At 73.5% G+C, this 15,449-nt stretch carries 13 protein-coding genes and 1 pseudogene; all 14 read left to right on the forward strand.

Annotated elements, in window-relative coordinates; all coding sequences use genetic code 11:
- Window positions 1-1,588 (forward strand): peptidoglycan D,D-transpeptidase FtsI family protein (locus ACWEVO_RS11260; protein WP_452307414.1); only part of this gene is annotated, 1,588 nt, incomplete at its 5' end.
- A gap of 52 nt (window positions 1,589-1,640) precedes the next feature.
- Window positions 1,641-3,203, forward strand: a complete 1,563-nt coding sequence (locus ACWEVO_RS11265; RefSeq protein ID WP_452307415.1) for a UDP-N-acetylmuramoyl-L-alanyl-D-glutamate--2,6-diaminopimelate ligase — start codon at window positions 1,641-1,643, stop codon at window positions 3,201-3,203.
- A complete protein-coding gene (locus tag ACWEVO_RS11270) occupies window positions 3,200-4,597 on the forward strand; it encodes a UDP-N-acetylmuramoyl-tripeptide--D-alanyl-D-alanine ligase (RefSeq protein ID WP_452307416.1) in 1,398 nt (465 codons plus the stop codon). Before ACWEVO_RS11265 ends, ACWEVO_RS11270 begins: the two co-directional genes overlap by 4 nt.
- Complete coding sequence (gene mraY / locus ACWEVO_RS11275) at window positions 4,594-5,718, forward strand: phospho-N-acetylmuramoyl-pentapeptide-transferase (RefSeq protein ID WP_452307417.1); 1,125 nt, start codon at window positions 4,594-4,596, stop codon at window positions 5,716-5,718. The genes ACWEVO_RS11270 and mraY overlap by 4 nt, the downstream gene beginning before the upstream one ends.
- 234 nt (window positions 5,719-5,952) lie before the next feature.
- Window positions 5,953-7,368 (forward strand): FtsW/RodA/SpoVE family cell cycle protein, encoded by a 1,416-nt coding sequence (locus ACWEVO_RS11280; protein WP_452307426.1) that lies wholly within the window; start codon window positions 5,953-5,955, stop codon window positions 7,366-7,368.
- Window positions 7,368-8,474, forward strand: a complete 1,107-nt coding sequence (gene murG / locus ACWEVO_RS11285) for an undecaprenyldiphospho-muramoylpentapeptide beta-N-acetylglucosaminyltransferase (protein WP_452307418.1) — start codon at window positions 7,368-7,370, stop codon at window positions 8,472-8,474. Before ACWEVO_RS11280 ends, murG begins: the two co-directional genes overlap by 1 nt.
- 31 nt (window positions 8,475-8,505) lie before the next feature.
- Entirely contained in the window at window positions 8,506-9,996 is a 1,491-nt protein-coding gene (gene murC / locus ACWEVO_RS11290; RefSeq protein ID WP_452307419.1) for a UDP-N-acetylmuramate--L-alanine ligase, read from the forward strand.
- Window positions 9,993-10,811 (forward strand): cell division protein FtsQ/DivIB, encoded by an 819-nt coding sequence (locus tag ACWEVO_RS11295; RefSeq protein WP_452307420.1) that lies wholly within the window; start codon window positions 9,993-9,995, stop codon window positions 10,809-10,811. Before murC ends, ACWEVO_RS11295 begins: the two co-directional genes overlap by 4 nt.
- A gap of 239 nt (window positions 10,812-11,050) precedes the next feature.
- Complete coding sequence (gene ftsZ / locus ACWEVO_RS11300; protein ID WP_452307421.1) at window positions 11,051-12,166, forward strand: cell division protein FtsZ; 1,116 nt, start codon at window positions 11,051-11,053, stop codon at window positions 12,164-12,166.
- Window positions 12,167-12,175: 9 nt separating this feature from the next.
- Entirely contained in the window at window positions 12,176-12,922 is a 747-nt protein-coding gene (locus tag ACWEVO_RS11305; protein WP_452307422.1) for a YggS family pyridoxal phosphate-dependent enzyme, read from the forward strand.
- A 195-nt stretch (window positions 12,923-13,117) separates the two neighbouring features.
- The gene (locus tag ACWEVO_RS11310; protein ID WP_452307423.1) at window positions 13,118-13,813 is read left to right on the forward strand and encodes a cell division protein SepF; all 696 of its coding nucleotides are present in this window, start codon (window positions 13,118-13,120) and stop codon (window positions 13,811-13,813) included.
- Between the two features lie 28 nt (window positions 13,814-13,841).
- Window positions 13,842-14,147 (forward strand): YggT family protein, encoded by a 306-nt coding sequence (locus tag ACWEVO_RS11315; RefSeq protein ID WP_452307424.1) that lies wholly within the window; start codon window positions 13,842-13,844, stop codon window positions 14,145-14,147.
- A 41-nt stretch (window positions 14,148-14,188) separates the two neighbouring features.
- Window positions 14,189-14,995, forward strand: a complete 807-nt coding sequence (locus ACWEVO_RS11320) for a DivIVA domain-containing protein (protein WP_452307425.1) — start codon at window positions 14,189-14,191, stop codon at window positions 14,993-14,995.
- A 71-nt stretch (window positions 14,996-15,066) separates the two neighbouring features.
- A pseudogene (locus tag ACWEVO_RS11325) lies at window positions 15,067-15,449 on the forward strand (hypothetical protein); the annotation flags it as partial.

Consider the following 15,449-nt stretch of genomic DNA (forward strand, 5'->3'; position numbering starts at 1 on the left):
AGCCCGCGACGACGTTCAACGGCTGCTGACCGAGCTCGGATTCGAACCCGAAGCCCTCGCTGCACTCGGCCTGTCCCGCAGCCCATACATCGGCACCACCGCCCGGCTGCTCTCCCCGCTGCTCGGGGTGCCCGTCTCCGAGCTGGCCGACCGGATGAAGGAGCGCACCCTGCCGGGCACCACCACGAAGTCCCGCTTCGCCTACCTGGCCCGGGGCGTCGAGATCGGCAAGGCCAGGCAGATCATGGCGCTGGACCTGGCCGGCATCAACGTGCACCGGGACGAGCGGCGCGAGGTGCCCGGCGGTGACCTGGCCGCCAACCTGATCGGCTTCGTCAGCCAGGACATGGTGGGGCTGGAGGGCCTGGAGGCGAAGTACGACGACCTGCTGGAGGGGCAGGCCGGCAAGCGGACGTACGAGGTCGGACAGGGTGACCTGGCCGCCCCGATCCCCGGCGGCTACAGCCTGACCACCCCGGCCAAGCCGGGCGGCTCGCTGGAGCTCACCATCGACCGCGACCTGCAGTTCATGACCCAGCGGATCCTGTCCAACCAGATGGCCCAGACCAAGGGCAGCGTGGGCGCCGCGGTGATCCTCGACTCGCCGACCGGTGAGGTGCTGGCCCAGGCCAGCTACCCCGGCTACAACGCGGCCGACCCGGCGAAGGTCAACTCGCCGAGCGACCGGGAGGACGCCGCCACCAGCTTCATCGTCGACCCGGGCTCGATCCACAAGGCGATCACCTACGGCGCCGCCCTTCAGGAGGGCGTGATCACCCCAGACACCACGTTCCCGGTGGCCAACAGCATCCGCGAGGGCGACACGGTCTTCAGCGACACCCACCCGGCGAACGGACGGAAGATGAGCATCCCCGGGATGCTCGCCTTCTCGTCCAACGTCGGGACCATCGAGATCGCCCACAAGCTGGGCCGGGACCGGCTGATCGACTACCAGAAGCGGTTCGGGCTCGGCCAGGCCACCGGCGAGGGGATGCCCGGCGAGGCCCCGGGGCGGCTGCTCCCCGCCGACCAGTGGAGCGGCTCGTCGTACGGGTCGGTGCCGATCGGGCACAGCGTCGACGCCACGCCGTTGCAGATGGCCGCGGCGTACAACGCGATCGCCAACAACGGCACCTACGTCCAGCCGCACCTGATCAAGAGCGTGATCGGCGCGGACGGCAGGAAGAAGCCCGCCGCGCCCCCGGCCACCCGCTCGGTGCTCAGCCCGCAGAACGCGGCCGCGCTGCGCACCATGCTGGAGGCGGTCACCACGGTCGACGGCCCGGACGGGCGGGCCACCGGCCTGGCCGCCGCCGTGCCCGGCTACCGGGTGGCCGGCAAGACCGGCACCGGCCTGCGGTACGACAACGGCGTGCGGCAGCCCGGCGAGGTCGGCTCGTTCATCGGAATGGCCCCGGCGGAGCACCCGAGGTACGTGGTGGCGGTCTTCGTCTGGAGCCCCGGCGGCGAGGGCGGCGCGGTGGCCGCGCCGGCCTTCCGGGAGATGATGGGCTTCACCCTCCGGCACTACCGGGTGCCGCCCTCGGCGACCGACCGGTCCCCGAAGTTCGAGGTCTTTCCGCGCTGAGCGGGGACGGCGGGACATCATCGGTGAGTGGCGACGAACCACCGGGGCGGCTGTGCGGTCGGAACCGGACGACCGGGTAGGGTCTGACGCCGTGTCCGGCAATCCACGTCCCCGTACCGTGAATCCCGTCCGGCTCGGCGACCTCGCCGCCCGGGTGGCGGCCACCCCGCCCGCGGGGGCGGCCGAGGTGGCGGTCACCGGGGTGACCCACGCCAGCCAGGAGGTCCGCCCCGGCGACCTGTACGCGGCCCTGCCCGGCGCCCGCCGACACGGCGCGGAGTTCGCCGCCGGCGCGGCCGAGGCCGGCGCGGTGGCCGTGCTCACCGACCCGGCCGGCGTCGCGCTCGCCGCCGCGGCGGGCCTGCCGGTGCTGGTGGTCGACGACCCCCGGGCGGTGCTCGGCGACGTCGCCGCGACCGTCTACGGCGATCCGACCGCCGGCCTGCTGGTGATCGGCGTGACCGGCACCGCCGGCAAGACCTCCACCAGCTACCTGATCGAGTCCGGGCTGCGCGCGGCCGGGCACACCACCGGCCTGATCGGCACGGTGGAGACCCGGCTCGGCGACCTGGTGATCGACAGCGTGCGGACCACCCCCGAGGCGACCGACCTGCACGCCATGCTGGCCGTGGCCCGGGAGCACGGGGTCGACGCGGTGGTCATGGAGGTGTCCAGCCACGCGCTGGCCATGGGCCGGGTCGGCGGGGTGCGGTTCACCGTCGGCGGCTACACCAACTTCGGCTCCGACCATCTGGACTTCCACGCCGACGAGGCAGACTACTTCGCGGCCAAGGCGAAGCTCTTCGACGGGCGCTGCCGGGTCGAGGTGCTCAACCACGACGACCGGGCGCTGCGGCCGCTGCTCAAGCCGGCGACCGTCACCTACTCGGCGGCCGGCGACCCGACCGCCACCTGGTGGGCCGACGGGGTCGACGGCGAGGGCTACACCCAGCGCTTCACCGTGCACGGCCCGGGCGGGGTGACCCTGCCCACCGGGGTGGCGCTGCCCGGCCGGCACAACGTGGCCAACGCGCTGCTCGCCATCGCGATCCTGGTGGCCGCCCGGGTGGAACCGGCCACGGCCGCCGCCGGGGTGGCCGCCTGCGGCGGCGTGCCGGGCCGGCTGGAGCTGGTCAGCGGCGACGCGCCGGTCCGGGGCGTGGTCGACTACGCGCACAAGGCGAACGCCATCGAGGCGGTCCTGGCGGCGCTGCGGGGGCTGACCGCCGGCCGGCTGATCTGCGTGGTGGGCGCCGGCGGCGACCGGGACCGGGGCAAGCGGCCGATCATGGGGGCCGCCGCGGCGGAGGGCGCCGACGTGGTGCTGGTGACCGACGACAACCCGCGCACCGAGGACCCGGCCGCGATCCGGGCCGAGGTGCTGGCCGGCGCGTACGCGGCGACCGCCGCCGCGCGGATCATCGAGGTGCCCGGCCGGCGGGCCGCGATCGAGGAGGCGGTCCGGTTGGCCGAACCGGGGGACGTGGTGGCGCTGCTGGGCAAGGGGCAGGAACGCGGCCAGGAGATCAACGGCGAGGTGCTGCCGTTCGACGACCGGGTGGAGCTGGCGGAGGCGCTGCGCGCCCGCTTCGGCGACCTGGTGGGGCAGCGATGATCCCGCTGAGCCTGGCCGAGGTCGCGGCGGCCGTCGGCGGGCGGCTGGTGGCCGCCGACCCGGACGCCCGGGTCACCGGCACGGTGGAGTTCGACTCCCGCAAGGTCGCCCCCGGGGGGCTCTTCGTGGCCTTCCCCGGCGAGCAGGTGGACGGGCACGACTACGCCGCCGGCGCGGTGCAGTCGGGCGCGGTGGCCGTGCTCGGCACCCGGGAGGTGCCCGGCGTGCCGATGGTGCTGGTCGCCGACGCGCTCGACGCGATGGGCCGGCTGGCCCGCGCGGTGGTCGACCGGCTGCCCGGGCTGACCGTGATCGGGCTGACCGGCTCCTCCGGCAAGACCACCACCAAGGACCTGATCGCCCAGCTGGCCGTCCGGCTCGGCCCGACCGTGGCGCCGCCCGGCTCGTTCAACAACGAGCTGGGCCACCCGTACACCGCGCTGCAGGCCGGCCCGGAGACCCGCTACCTGGTGATGGAGAAGGGCGCCCGCGGGGTGGGTCACATCCGTTACCTGTGCGACGTGGTGCCGCCGCGGATCTCCGTGGTGCTCAACGTCGGGGTGGCGCACATCGGCGAGTTCGGCTCGGTGGAGACCATCGCCCTGGCCAAGGGGGAGCTGGTCGAGGCGCTGCCCGACGACGGGCTGGCCGTGCTCAACGCCGACGACCCGCTGGTCGACGCGATGGCGACCCGGACGCGGGCCCGGGTGGTCCGGTACGGCGAGTCGGAGCGGGCCGACGTGCGGGCGGTGGACGTGACGGTCGACGGGCGGGGGCGCCCGTCGTACACGCTGGTGACCCCGGAGGGGAGCGCGCCGGTGCGGCTCGGGCTGACCGGCCGGCACCAGGTGTCCAACTCGCTCGCCGCCGCGGCGGTCGCCCGCGAGCTGGGGATGCCGCTGGCCGAGCTGGCCGCCGCGCTGGGCGAGCTGGGCCTGGTCTCCACCCGCCGGATGGACGTCTTCGAACGCGCCGACGGGGTCACCGTGATCGACGACTCGTACAACGCGAACCCGGCCTCGATGGCGGTCGCGCTGCGGGCGCTGGCGAGCATGCGCGGGACGGGGCGTACCGTCGCGGTGCTCGGCTACATGGCCGAGTTGGGCGACTTCGAGACGGAGGGGCACCAGCAGGTCGGCCGGCTCGCGGCCGAGCTGGGCATCGACCGGCTGCTCGTGGTGGGCGAGCCGGCGGCGCCGATCCACGAAGGCGCGACAGCGGTAGGTAACTGGGGAGGAGAGTCGGTGCTGCTCACCGATCAGGCGGCGGCCGTCGAGGTGCTGCGGAGCGAGCTACGTCCGGGCGACGTGGTGCTGGTGAAGGGCTCCCGGTACCGCACCTGGGAGGTGGCCGACGCGCTGCGCGAGGCCACCGGGGAGAAGGTCACTCGATGAGGGCGGTCATCGTCGCCATCGGGGTCGCCTTCCTGATCTCACTGTTCTGCACCCCGATCGCGATCAAGGTGTTCACCCGCCTCAAGGCCGGCCAGCCGATCCGGGCCGAGGGCCCGGCCATGCACCAGGGCAAGAAGGGCACGCCGACGATGGGCGGCGTGGTCTTCATCCTGGCCACGGTCATCGCGTACGTGGCCGGCCACCTGGCGCTGACCACCCTGCCGGAGGCGCAGATCGCCCAGGTCGAGCCGACCATCACGGCGCTGGTGCTGCTGGGGCTGATGGTGTTCTCCGGGGCGGTCGGCTTCATCGACGACTTCCTCAAGGTCCGCAAGCGGCACAGCGGCGGCCTGAACAAGCGGGGCAAGCTCGCCGGCCAGATCCTGGTCGGCGCGATCTTCGGCGTCGTGGCGCTCTACTTCCCCAGCAACATGTACGGCCCGGCCGGCAACCAGACCAACACCGAGACCGTCGGCAGCACCACGCTGAGCTTCATCCGGGACATCCCGGCGCTGGAGATCGGCAAGGTCGGCGCGGTCATCGTGATCATCATGGTGGTGATGGCGGCGACCAACGGGGTGAACCTCACCGACGGCTTGGACGGCCTGGCCACCGGCGCGTCGGTGATGGTGCTCGGCGCGTACGGGCTGATCGCCTTCTGGCAGTACCGGCACTGGTGCGCCGACCCGAACTACACCGAGGCGTACTGCTACACCGTCCGGGACCCGCTGGAGATCGCGCTGATCGCCGGGGCCGCGGCCGGGGCCTGCGTCGGCTTCCTCTGGTGGAACACCTCGCCGGCCCGGATCTTCATGGGCGACACCGGCGCGCTGGGTCTGGGCGGCCTGATCGCCGGCATGGCGATGTCCACCCGGACCATCCTGCTGCTGCCGATCCTGGGCGGCCTGTTCGTGATCATCACGATGTCCGTGGTGATCCAGATCATCTCGTTCCGGACCACCGGCAAACGGGTGTTCCGGATGTCGCCGCTGCAGCACCACTTCGAGCTGGCCGGCTGGAGCGAGGTCAACATCGTGGTCCGGTTCTGGATCATCGCCGGCATCGGCGTGGCCATCGGGCTCGGCCTCTTCTACAGCGAGTTCCTCGCCGCGGTCACCTGATCCCATTCGTGACGGAGGGTCCCCCGGGTGTCACCGGGGGGCCCTCTTCCGCGTTCCGACACGCCGACCCGGGCGGTTGCGCCACGGGCGGGCGGGCGCAGCCAGCATGATGGGCACGTGGGGGAGGGACGAGACACCGAGGGCACCACCGACACGCCGACCCGGCGGCCGCCCGCCGCGACCCGGCCGGCCGACCCGCCGGCCCCGCTGCTGGGGCTGGACGCCGCCGGCGGGCTGGCCGCGCTGCGCGGCCTGCTGGCCCGGCCGCTGGCCTCCTACTACCTGCTGCTCTCCAGCGCCGGCCTGCTGCTGCTCATCGGCCTGACCATGGTCTTCTCGGCGACCAGCGTCCGGGACTTCGCGCAGGACGGGGACGCCTCCGCGTCGCTGACCAAGCAGACCGTCTTCGCGGTGATCGGCATCGGCGCGTTCTGGGCCTGCCAGCGGCTGCCCGCCCGCACCTTCCGCGCGGTGAGCCGGCCCTTCCTGGGCGTGGCCGTGGTGCTGCTGCTGGTCCTCAACCTGCTGGTCGCGCTGGAGGCGCTGTTCCGGGTCGATTCGATCGGTCCGCTCAAGGCCCGGCTGCTCTGGCTCTACCTCGGGCCGATCTCGATCCAGCCGGTCGAGGTGGCCAAGTTCGCGCTGGTGCTCTGGGGCGCGCACGTGCTGGCCCGCAAGGGCGCCGCGCTGGGCTGGTGGAAGGAACTGGCCACCCCGCTCTTCCCGGTGGTCGGCCTGCTCTTCGTGCTGGTCGGCTACAACGACCTGGGCAGCATGCTCTGCCTGCTCGCGCTGGTGGTCGGGATGCTCTGGGCGGCCGGCGTCCGGTTGCAGGTCTTCGCCGCGCTCTCCGCGGTCGGCCTGGCCGGCGTCGGCCTGCTGGTGGCCGCCGCCTCCCTGGGCGCCGGCTCCGGCGCCCGGGACGCCGACAACTACCGGCTGACCCGGCTCACCTCGTTCCTCAACCCGCCCGACCCGAAGACCTGCTTCCAGGAGCAGCTGGAGGGCTGCTACCAGCTCGTCCAGGCCCGGTACGCGGTGCAGCACGGCGGTTGGTTCGGCGTCGGGCTGGGCAAGAGCACGCTGAAGTGGAACTGGCTGCCCGAGGCTCACAACGACTTCATCTTCGCGATCATCGCGGAGGAGCTCGGTGTGGTCGGCTGCACCGTGGTGCTGGTCCTCTTCGCCGTGCTGGCGTACAGCGGGCTGCGCATCGCCCGGCGGGTGGAGGACCCGTTCCGCCGGCTCGCCGCCGCCGGGGTCACCGCCTGGCTGGTCGGCCAGGCCGTGATCAACATCGGTGGGGTGACCGGGCTGCTGCCGCTGACCGGCGTACCGCTGCCGTTCATCTCCGACGGCGGCAGCGCCCTGGTGGTGACCCTGGCCGCGGTCGGGATGCTCGCCTCCTTCGCCCGGGCCGAGCCGGACGCGGCCCGAGCCCTGCACGCCCGTCCGCCCGCCCGATGGGTCCGACTAGTCTGGGCCCCGTTGCCGCCGCTTCCCGGCCGGCGCCGCCGGCCGGCGCCACCCGGGGCGGACCGCGGGTCCGTACCCCGGTCCCGGACGCGGCGGGAGGACGACCAGGCCGCGACCCGCGGCGCCCGGCCCGGCCGGACGCGCGTCGGCGCGGCGAGCGAGAGGAGGCGCTGATGGGTCCGCTGCGTTCGGTGGTGCTCTGCGGAGGGGGTACGGGCGGGCACATCTACCCGTTGCTCGCCTTCGCCGACTGCCTGCGCCGACACGACCCCAGCGTCCGGATCACCTGCCTGGGCACACCCAAGGGCCTGGAGAACGAGCTGATCCCGCCGGCTGGCTACGACCTGCGCCAGATCCCCGCCTATCAGCTGCCCCGCTCGGTCAACATGAGCCTGGTCCGCACCCCGGACCGGATGTGGAAGGCGGCCCGCGCGGCGGGCAAGGTGATCGACGAGGTGCAGGCCGAGGTGGTGGTCGGCTTCGGCGGGTACGTCTCCGTCCCCGGCTACCTGGCCGCCTGGCGGCGCGAGCTGCCGATCGTCATTCACGAGGTGAACGTGCCGCCGGGGGTGGCCAACCGGCTCGGCATGAAGTTCACCAAGCACGTCGCGGTCGGCTTCCCGCACCAGCCGGTGCAGGCCGAGTCGCTGCGCGACGCCCGGGTGGTCGGCGTGCCGCTGCGCCGGGGCATCGCCGGCCTGGACCGGGCCGCGATGCGGGACGCCGCCCGGGCCCACTTCGGACTCCGCCCCGACCTGCCGGTGCTCTTCGTCGCCGGTGGCTCCCAGGGCGCCCGCTCGATCAACCTGGCCGTCTCCGGGGCGGCCAAGGAGCTGGCCCGCAACGGCGTGCAGGTGCTGCACGTGATCGGCGCCCGCAACGAGCCGGTCTCCGTCCCCACCGACCTGCCGGTGCCGTACGTGACCCTGCCCTACCTGTCCGAGATGGAGCTGGGTTACGCCGCCGCCGACCTGATGCTGGGCCGGGGCGGGGCGATGACCTGCGCCGAGGTGGCCGCCATCGGCCTGCCCACCATCTACGTGCCGTACCCGCACAGCAACCAGGAGCAGAAGCGCAACGCGCTGCCCGTGGTCGAGGCCGGTGGCGGGCTGCTCGTCGACGACGCCGAGCTCACCCCGGACTGGCTGGAGCGCACGGTGATCCCGCTGATCCGGGACCCGCAGCGGCTCGCCGCGATGGGTGCCGCCGCGGCCGCGTACGGCCGCCGCGACGGCGACGTCGCCCTGCTGAACTTCGTCTACGAGGCGGTGAGCCGCTGATGCCGGCCGCCGCGACGGGAAGGTACGTCTCATGAACACCGCGCAGTTCACCCCCGCCGGCACGATGACCGCGGAGGACCTGGGCCGGATCCACCTGATCGGGGTGGGCGGCGTCGGCATGAGCGGCCTGGCCCGGCTCTTCCTCACCCGCGGCCTGCCGGTCTCCGGCAGCGAGCTGCGGGAGTGGCCGTCGCTGGCCGGCCTGCGGGCGCTGGGCGGCACCATCCACATGAGCCACGAGGCGTCGAACCTCGACGGCGTGGACACCGTGGTCTACTCCTCGGCCATCCCGCAGGACCACCTGGAGATGGCCGAGGCGCGCCGACGCGGCCTGCGGCTGCTGCACCGCTCCGAGGCCCTGGCCGCCGCGATGACCGGCCGGCGGACGGTGGCGGTCGCCGGCACGCACGGCAAGACCACCACCACCTCGATGGTCACCATGGTGCTCCAGCAGGCCGGCACCGACCCGTCCTTCGTGATCGGCGGGGAGATCTCCGAAGTCGGCTCCGGCGCGCACCACGGCACCGGCGAGCACTTCGTGGTCGAGGCGGACGAGAGCGACCGCTCTTTCCTCATCTACCGGCCGTTCGTCTCGGTCATCACGAACATCGAGGCGGACCATCTCAACACGTACGGCGACCTGGCCACCCTGGAGGCCGCCTTCGCCGACTTCGCCCGGCTCACCGACCCCGAGGGGTTCGTCATCACCTGCGCCGACGACGCGGGCGGCCGGCGGCTGGCCGAGACGCTGCGCGCCGAGGGGCGCCGGGTCTGGACGTACGGTGAGTCGCCCGACGCCGACCTGCGGCTGAGCGACATGGTCTCCTCCGCGCAGGGGGTGCGCTACCTGGCCGCGATCGAGGGCCGGTCGCTGGGCGAGATCCGGATGCCGGTCCCGGGGCGGCACATGGCGCTCAACAGCGCCGCCGCGGTGCTCACCGCGTACCTGCTGGGGCTGCCGGTCACGGCGGCCGAGGCGGCGCTCGGCGCGTTCCCCGGGGTGCGCCGGCGGTTCGAGCGCAAGGGCGTGGCCGACGGCGTGCTGGTCTACGACGAGTACGCGTACCACCCGACGTCGATGACCCTGGCCCTGCAGACGCTGCGCGAGGTGGCCGGCGAGGGCCGGCTGATCGTGGTCTTCCAGCCCTACCGGCTCTACCGGACCCGGGACCTGCAGGCGGAGATCGCCGCCGCCCTGGCCATCGCCGACGAGCTGGTGCTGCTGGAGGTCTTCGGGCCGGGCGAGCTGCGCCAGCCCGGCGAGGGCGCGGCGGCGCTGATCGAGGCGGTGCCGCTGCCCGCCGAGCGGAAGGTCTTCGTCGAGGCGTGGGACGACGTGCCGGCCGAGGTGGCCCGCCGGGCCCGGCCGGGCGACGTGGTGGTGACCATGGGCGCGCCGCCGATCTCGCTGATGGGCGACCAGCTGATCGACGCCCTGCTGGCCCGTACCGGCGAGCCGGGCGGCGCGGCGGCGATCGGCACCGGTGTCGGCCCGGACGGCGCGGCCACCCCGGCCGGATGAGCCCCGGACCGGCCCGGGGCCGGACCCGCGGCCAGGACGGCGGGGTCGGCCGGCGCAACCCGGTCCGCCAGTGGCAGCTGGTCCGGGCGGGCGCGGACGCCGTTCCGCCGTCCACCCGGCGGTTCATGGCCCGGGCCCGGCAGCGCCGGATGCGCGCGGCGCTGCCCTGGGCGGTGGCCGCCGGCGTGCTGGCGCTGGCCGGGTTGATCGCCTGGACCGTGCTCGGCACCGGCCTGTTCGGCGTCCGGGAGGTCCGGGTGGTCGGCGCGAAGCTGGTCACCCCGGTCGAGGTCCGCGAGGCCGCCGCGGTGGCGGACGACGCGCCGCTGGCCCGGGTGGACCTCGCCGCGACCGCCCGCCGGGTCGGCCGGCTCGCCCCGGTCGAGCGGGCCACCGTGGCGCGGGACTGGCCGGGGACGCTGGTGATCCGGGTGGTGGAGCGGACGCCGGTGGCCGCCGTGCCGCAGGGGGAGCGGTTCGCCGTGGTCGACCGGGGTGGGGTGGTCTTCCAGGACCTGCCCCGCGCGCCCGACGGGCTGCCGGTGATCCGGGTGGGTCGGCCCGCGCCGGACGACCCGGGCACCCGCGCCGGCCTGGCGGTGCTCGCCGCGCTCAGTCCCCGGCTGCGGGCCGAGCTGGTCTCCGTGGACGTGGCCGGGCTGGCCCGGATCACCCTGCGGCTGCGGGGCGACCGGACGGTGTTCTGGGGCGACGCGACCCAGGGCCCGAAGAAGTCCGACGTGGCCACCGCCCTGCTCGGTCGGAAGGCCGACACGATCGACGTGAGCGCCCCGGACGTGGTCACCTACCAGTGATCCGCCGGTCAGCGAACGTGACCCGGCCCGCTCCGGCCGGCGACACGCCGGAAAGGTCCTTGGCTCATCGCGCGGCGGCGCATACGTTGCCCCGAAGAGATCAGTGGTTGACATAGCCCTAAGCCTCTAGTAGAGGGTGAGGGTTTCAACCGCGGGACCCGTGGGGCAATGCTCTGCCGCTGGTCTGGCCAAGCCGTGTGGGGTCGGCCCATGCCAATCTCGAGGGGAAAGGACCGGAGATGACACCTCCGCACAACTACCTGGCGGTCATCAAGGTCGTCGGCATCGGGGGCGGCGGCGTCAACGCCGTCAACCGGATGATCGAGGTTGGGCTCAAGGGCGTCGAGTTCATCGCGATCAACACCGACGCGCAGGCGCTGCTGATGAGCGACGCCGACGTCAAGCTCGACGTCGGCCGGGAGCTGACCCGCGGACTGGGCGCGGGGGCCAACCCCGACGTCGGCAAGAACGCCGCCGAGGACCACCGCGACGAGATCGAGGAGGTGCTCAAGGGCGCCGACATGGTCTTCGTGACCTGCGGCGAGGGCGGCGGCACCGGCACCGGCGGCGCGCCCGTGGTGGCGAACATCGCCCGCAAGCTCGGCGCGCTCACCATCGGTGTGGTCACCCGGCCGTTCTCGTTCGAGGGCAAGCGTCGCCAGGTGCAGGCCGAGTCGGGCATCGAGGAGCTGCGCAACCAGTGCGACACGCTCATCGTGATCCCCAATGACCGGCTGCTCGCCCTCGGCGACCGCAACATCTCCATGATGGACGCCTTCCGGACCGCCGACCAGGTGCTCCTCTCCGGTGTCCAGGGCATCACCGACCTGATCACCACGCCGGGTCTGATCAACCTGGACTTCGCCGATGTCAAGAGCGTGATGAGCGGTGCCGGCAGCGCGCTGATGGGCATCGGCAGCGCCCGGGGCGAGAACCGCGCCGTCGAGGCGGCCGAGGCGGCCATCTCCAGCCCGCTGCTCGAGCAGAGCATGGACGGCGCGCGCGGCGTGCTGCTCTCCATTGCCGGCGGCTCCGACCTGGGCCTGTTCGAGATCAACGACGCCGCGCAGCTGGTCACCGACGCGGCCCACCCGGAGGCCAACATCATCTTCGGCGCGGTCATCGACGACGCGCTCGGCGACGAGGTGCGGGTGACCGTGATCGCCGCCGGCTTCGACGGGGGCATGCCGGCGTACAAGGCGGCCGACGCGCCCCGCAAGAGCAACCAGAACCAGCCGGCGCAGCCGAATCCGCCGGTCGCGCCGCCGGCCACCATGCCGCCTCCGCAGCAGGCGCCGCGCCGGGTGCTCTTCGACGACGTGGACGTGCCCGACTTCCTCAAGAACGGGTCCTGAGTCGCGCCGATGACCGACATTTCCGCCACGGTGCGACCCGATCGTCGCGCCGAGCTCGCGGCCGGGCTCGCCCGGGTACGCGCCCGGATCGCCGACGCCTGCGTCGCGGCCGGCCGGGACCGGGGTGAGGTCACCCTGGTCGCGGTCACCAAGACGTACCCGGCCGGCGACGTGGTCGCGCTGGCCGGCCTCGGCGTGACCGACGTCGGCGAGAACCGCGACCAGGAGGCGGCGCCGAAGGCCGCCGAGGCGGCCGCCGCCGGAGCCAGCCCGCGCTGGCACTTCATCGGGCAGCTGCAGCGCAACAAGTGCCGCTCGGTGGTCCGGTACGCCGACGTGGTCCAGTCGGTCGACAGCGTGCGGCTGGCCGGGGCCCTGGACGTTGCAGCGGCCGCCGCCCGGGACCGGCCGCTGGAGGTGCTGGTGCAGGTCAGCATCGACGGTGACCCGGCCCGTGGCGGGGCGCTGCCGGACTCGGCGGACCCGGACCGCGGGCTCGACCGGGTGGCCGAGGCGGTGGCCGGGGCGGGCGCGCTGCGGCTGGGCGGCCTGATGGCGGTGGCGCCGCTGGGCTGGGAGCCGGAACGGGCCTTCGCCCGGCTGGCCGAGGTGGTGCAGGGGTTCCGCGCGCGGTTCCCGGAGGCGACCGTGCTCTCCGCGGGGATGAGCGGGGATCTGGAAATCGCGATCGGGTACGGCGCGACACATGTCCGCGTCGGCAGCGCGTTGCTCGGAATGCGCCCCACGCTGCGGTAGCCTGACCGCGAAAGAAGCAAATTACATCAGTGTTGTTCAGGAACGGCGTTCCCGTAGCCGGGGGCCGTGGCGGGCGGACCGCGAATCGCTCGCCAGGGGATTGCCGATCCGGTCCGATGGGCATCTGTTGTCCACTCGTGATCAAGCGACACGGCACGGGGGCGCGTGCCGCACGGCGGACGGAAGGGCGCGGGGATGGGTGCACTGCGCAAGGCGGGGGTCTGGCTCGGACTCGTCGAGGAGGATGACGAGCGGGCCTACGAGGACGGTGGCTACGACAAGGGCGGCTACCGCGACTCGCGCTACCGGTCGAGCCGGTACGCGGAGGAGTTCGCCGACGAGGAGGACGAGGAGTCCGAGGAGCCGCCGGCGAGCCGTACCCGGGTGGGTGACCGGGGTCGGCTGACCGAGCGCGCCTCGAGCCGGCTCGCCGAGAGCGAGCGGTCCGAGGTGGAGCGCCCGGAGCGGGCCGAGCGGTCCAGCGTCCGGTCGATCACCCGGTCCGGGGCCGGCGAGACCTCCGGCGCGCTGACCTACCACACGCGGGACAACCTGGCGCTCGCGCCGCAGGTCCAGCCCCGGGAGCGGGCGGTGGCCGCCGAGGACGAGCAGCGCTACCAGATCACCACCCTGCACCCGACGACGTACCGCGAGGCGCGCACCATCGGGGAGCACTTCCGCGACGGGGTGCCGGTGATCATCAACCTCACCGAGATGGACGAGGCGGACGCCCGCCGGCTGGTGGACTTCGCCGCCGGGCTCGCGTTCGGGCTGCGGGGTACGATCGAGCGCGTGACCAACCGGGTGTTCCTGCTCTCACCGGCCAACGTCCAGGTCACCGCGGAGGACAAGGCCAAGATCGCTGAGGGCGGCTTTTTCAGCCTGAGCTAGCCCGCTCGACCGAGGGACGTCGCCTGCCGTGTTGTCGATCCTGTTCCAGGTGCTCTACCTGGCCTTGTTCCTGTTCCTGATTGTGCTGTTGGCCCGATTTGTCCTCGGCGCGGTTCTGGCCTATGGTCGCCGCTGGCAACCGGGACGGGGAGCGTCGGCGGCATTGGAATCGGTGTGGAGCGTCACTGATCCGCCCCTGCGCGCGTTGAGGCGTGTGATCCCACCACTGCGAATTGGTAGCGTGAGCGTCGACCTGGCCTCTCTTGTGCTCCTGGTTATCCTGTTCGTGCTGATGAGGTTTGTGTTAACGCCGCTGATCTTTGCTTTTGCCTGACCAGCGCGCTTTCGCGGCCGCAACTGACCCGAGGAGTTTCGATGCCGCTGACCCCGGCCGACGTCCACAACGTCGCCTTCAAAAAGCCGCCGATCGGTAAGCGGGGCTATGACGAGGAGGAGGTCGACGCCTTCCTGGACGAGGTCGAGCGCGAGCTCGCCCGTCTGATCGAGGAGAACAACGAGCTGCGCGCCCAGGTGGAGCGGGGTGGCCGTGGGGGCGCCCCCGCCGGCCCCGGTGGCGACGCCCGCCTCGCGGCGGAGCTCAACGACGTCAAGGCCCAGCTCGACCGGGTGCAGCGCGACAAGGTGGCCGCCGAGCAGGCCGCCCGGGCGATGCAGGCCGAGCTGGAGCAGGTCCGCGCCCAGGGTGGCCCGGTGGCCGCCGGCGCCGACGGCGAGCAGCAGGCGCTGCGGGTGCTGATGATGGCCCAGCGCACGGCCGACGACCACGTGTCGGACGCCCGCCGCGAAGCCGACACGCTGCTCTCCGAGGCCCGGTCCAAGGCGGAGGAGGTCACCCGCGAGGCCCGCGCCAAGGCCGACGCCCTCGAGCGGGACGCCCGCCAGCGGCACCAGGAGGCCATGGGCGGCCTGGACGCCAAGCGCACCGCGCTGCAGAAGCACATCGAGGAGCTCAAGCAGTTCGAGCGCGAGTACCGCACCCGCCTCAAGGCCTACCTGGAGAGCCAGCTGCGCGACCTCGACGGCCGCGGTCAGGGCCTGGAGGCCGAGATGACCCGCGTCGAGGGCAACCGCTCCGGCGGGGGCAGCAACGGCCTCGCCACCGCCGGCCTCTCCGGCTCGTACGGCGGCGGCCGCTCGAACTCGCTCGAGCCCGGTCGCTGATCCCGCCGTCGGCGGTCGTCCCCGGACGGCCGCCGGCGACGCAGACTCACACGACGCGGCGGGGGTGAGCCGTGATAGTCGCCAGCATCCTGCTCATCCTCGCCGCGGTCGTGCTCCTGGTGGCCGGGCTGGCCGGTGGGTCCAGCCCGCTGCTGATCACCTCCATCGCGGCCAGCCTGCTGGCCGCCGTGGCCCTCGTCGCGGGCGCCCGCCAGGCGGCCGCGACCCGGGCCGCCGCAGCCCAGGGCGACCGGCCGCGGGACCCCGCCCCGCCGTACGGCCCGCCGCCCGGTGAGCCGGAGATCCCGGTCCAGCACATCCCGACGACGGACGGCACCGGCGTACCCGGGTGGCGGCAACCACCCGGCCCGCCGGTGACCGACCCGTCGTCACTTCCCCCCCGGCCCGTTGCGGTCCAGGAACTTCGCGATCGTCGAGCTGGGCGACAGCGGGG

The sequence above is a fragment of the Micromonospora sp. NPDC003776 genome, from assembly GCF_053605645.1.

What these genes read in the sequence shown, in the direction of transcription:
- murG (WP_452307418.1), top strand. Translation starts at nt 7,368, where the DNA reads ATGGGTCCGCTGCGTTCGGTGGTGCTCTGCGGAGGGGGTACGGGCGGG.
- mraY (WP_452307417.1), top strand. Translation starts at nt 4,594, where the DNA reads ATGAGGGCGGTCATCGTCGCCATCGGGGTCGCCTTCCTGATCTCACTG.
- ACWEVO_RS11310 (WP_452307423.1), top strand. Translation starts at nt 13,118, where the DNA reads ATGGGTGCACTGCGCAAGGCGGGGGTCTGGCTCGGACTCGTCGAGGAG.
- murC (WP_452307419.1), top strand. Translation starts at nt 8,506, where the DNA reads ATGAACACCGCGCAGTTCACCCCCGCCGGCACGATGACCGCGGAGGAC.
- ACWEVO_RS11305 (WP_452307422.1), top strand. Translation starts at nt 12,176, where the DNA reads ATGACCGACATTTCCGCCACGGTGCGACCCGATCGTCGCGCCGAGCTC.
- ACWEVO_RS11320 (WP_452307425.1), top strand. Translation starts at nt 14,189, where the DNA reads ATGCCGCTGACCCCGGCCGACGTCCACAACGTCGCCTTCAAAAAGCCG.
- ACWEVO_RS11295 (WP_452307420.1), top strand. Translation starts at nt 9,993, where the DNA reads ATGAGCCCCGGACCGGCCCGGGGCCGGACCCGCGGCCAGGACGGCGGG.
- ACWEVO_RS11270 (WP_452307416.1), top strand. Translation starts at nt 3,200, where the DNA reads ATGATCCCGCTGAGCCTGGCCGAGGTCGCGGCGGCCGTCGGCGGGCGG.
- ftsZ (WP_452307421.1), top strand. Translation starts at nt 11,051, where the DNA reads ATGACACCTCCGCACAACTACCTGGCGGTCATCAAGGTCGTCGGCATC.